This is a genomic window from Komagataeibacter saccharivorans (assembly GCF_003207825.1).
GTDB classification, from domain to species: domain Bacteria; phylum Pseudomonadota; class Alphaproteobacteria; order Acetobacterales; family Acetobacteraceae; genus Komagataeibacter; species Komagataeibacter saccharivorans.
The window spans coordinates 1-2,507 of the sequence record NZ_NKTY01000067.1 but is presented as its reverse complement, the minus strand read 5'-3'; the positions used below and the strand labels follow the sequence as shown (position 1 = coordinate 2,507).

Here is a 2,507-nt window from a genome sequence, read left to right as displayed (position 1 = left end):
CGCCGAAGCCGAACGCGCCTTCTATGCAGATCAGAGCAGGCTTGATATCGCTGCCTGATTACTGAACAAATCGCTCTCCGGTAAACTCGGGGCAGTTCATCTCCCCATTCACTAGATGTTTAGTCCCAGGATTTGATGGTGCATTATTTTCACGAGAGTGGAAGGAAGCGCTATGGGCCAGGTTCACCACGGAAGCGCCACGACGACAGCGGCAGTCCGTCGAGCGATACAACATAGTCAAGAGAGCCTGATGGTTCTGGCGAAACGCTACGGGATCAACCCGAAGACGGTCGCCAAATGGAAGGGGCGGCCCGATACGGCGGATCGGCGCACTGGTCCGAAAGCTCCTCTTTCGACGGTTTTGTCGATCGAGGAGGAAGCCATCATCGTGGCGTTCCGCCGCCATACATTATTGCCCCTGGATGACTGCCTTTACGCGCTCCAGGCGACAAGCCCGCATCTGACGCGCTCTTCTTTGCATCGTTGTTTTCAGCGCCATGGGATCAGCCGCCTGCCCGACACCGAAGGCGATAAGCCGAAGCGTTCAAAGCTCAAGACCTATCCGATCGGCTACTTTCATATCGACATTGCCGAAGTCCGCACTGAAATGGGCCGCCTCTATCTCTTCGTAGCGATTGACCGGACATCGAAATTCGCATTCGTCCAACTGCAGGAGAAAGCAACACGTCGCGTTGCCGGTGACTTCCTGCGTGCTTTGGCCACTGCAGTCCCCTATCGCATCCATACCGTGCTGACCGATAACGGCACGCATTTTACCGATCCGGCCGGAAACGGATGGACACCGAAAGAGATCAAGGCCATGTGGGCCGATGACGTCCAGTTCCGTTGCCATTCTTTTGAACTGGCCTGTGCTGATCTCGATATCGAGCATCGACTGACAAAGCCGCGACATCCCTGGACAAATGGCCAGGTCGAGAGGATGAACCGCACGATCAAGGAGGCAACGGTCAAGCGCTTCCATTACGAAACGCACGACCAGTTGCGCCAGCACCTCGCAGACTTTGTTGCTGCCTACAATTTCGCCCGCAGACTCAAGACGCTGCGCGGCCTCACTCCATATGAATGCATTTGCCAGCAGTGGGAAAAAGAACCATCACGGTTTATGCAAAATCCGCACCATCAAATCCCGGGACTAAACATCTAGCGTATCTTCAACTGACGCTCCGCCACTCATCATATCCTGAATCATGGTTGCCCATAGATTCAGAACTCAACACAATATGCAACTGTAGTGCTAGGGTCTGTTAGACCTTGAATGACAGAACGGACTGCATAGCTGTTTATGATGAGCATGATGCAGTCTGTCTTTTCTGATACCGCATGGTCCGTCTGGGAGCCTTTGATCGAGGCAGTCCGCCCGAAGGGCAAGACCCCGCCGAAGAACCTTCGACGGACGATATCCGCGATTTTCTGGCGCCATCAGAACGGCGCGAAATGGCGCGCCATACCAGATGAGTTTGGTCCCTGGTGGATTGCCGCACAGTTGTTCATTCGCTGGTCGAAGCTCAGTGTGTGGCAGCGCCTCTTTGAAAAGGTCAAAGACCGGAATCAGGCCCTCGGCATGGTTTTTCTCGATGGCACGACGATCCGTGCCCATCACAAGGCGGCCGGGGCCGCCAAAAAGGGGGATACAGAGGATGCCTCAGGGATCGTGAGGCGCCTGACCGCTCACGTGGAGGCTTTGGCACCAGGGTCTGCGTAGCTGCGGATGGACATGGCAGGGCACTGTCTTTCACACTTTCGCCCGGACAGGCACATGAACTGCCATCCGCTTATTCCTTGCTCGACGATCTGTCGTACCCACCGACCTATGTCGTCTGTGATCGTGGATATGCCTCGCATAAATTCCGTGAATATCTCTGGAACCGGGGATCTCGTCCTGTCATCCCGCCAGAGAAGAATGATCCGGAAGTCGCCTGTCCCAAATGGGCTTACAGACACCGGCATCTGGTCGAAAACCTGTGGGCAAGACTCAAGGAGTGGCGGGCTGTTGCGACCCGATATGAGAAGACCGCTGCATCTTTCTTCTCCGTCATCCTCATCGCTGCTACAGCAGACTATATCAAGACCTAACAGGTCCTACGGCGTGTCGTCAGTTAAGCAGGATGATGATTGAGGCGAACTGCACGGCTGCGAGGAAGGTCGATTTCAGTTTATCGTAGCGGGTTGCGATAGCGCGAAACTGCTTGAGTTTATTGAAGAACCTCTCAACAAGGTTCCGTTCGCGGTAGAGAGAAAAATCGGTTTCCCGTCGTGTCGTTCTGTTGCGTTTTGGCGGGATGACCGGGGTAATCCCGCGCTGTATCAGCCGATCGATCAACCTGTCCGCGTCATACGCCTTGTCAGCGAGGAAAGCATCCGGGTCGATGTTTTCCAGAAGCGGTTCCGCCTGGGTGATATCGGCATCCTGTCCCGGTGTGATGCCGAGTTCCACCGGATTGCCCAGAGCGTCGCAGATGGCATGGATCTTTGTAGTCAACCCGCCT

At 55.1% G+C, this 2,507-nt stretch carries 3 protein-coding genes; 2 read left to right on the top strand and 1 reads right to left on the bottom strand.

Features of this window, described 5'->3' with window-relative positions:
- Positions 1-172: 172 nt before the first annotated feature.
- Complete coding sequence (locus CFR79_RS15260; RefSeq protein ID WP_110548452.1) at positions 173-1,165, top strand: IS481 family transposase; 993 nt, start codon at positions 173-175, stop codon at positions 1,163-1,165.
- Between the two features lie 150 nt (positions 1,166-1,315).
- Positions 1,316-2,094, top strand: a protein-coding gene (locus CFR79_RS15255; protein ID WP_220030317.1) for an IS5 family transposase whose coding sequence is annotated in 2 segments (ribosomal slippage) — positions 1,316-1,654 and positions 1,657-2,094 — 777 coding nt in all. Because the reading frame shifts where the segments join, the coding sequence is not laid out codon by codon here.
- A gap of 19 nt (positions 2,095-2,113) precedes the next feature.
- On the opposite strand, the gene CFR79_RS15250 is transcribed toward CFR79_RS15255, so the two are convergent.
- Positions 2,114-2,507, bottom strand: a 394-nt coding sequence (locus tag CFR79_RS15250; RefSeq protein WP_110548451.1) for an IS5 family transposase, incomplete at its 5' end; no start/stop codon positions are given.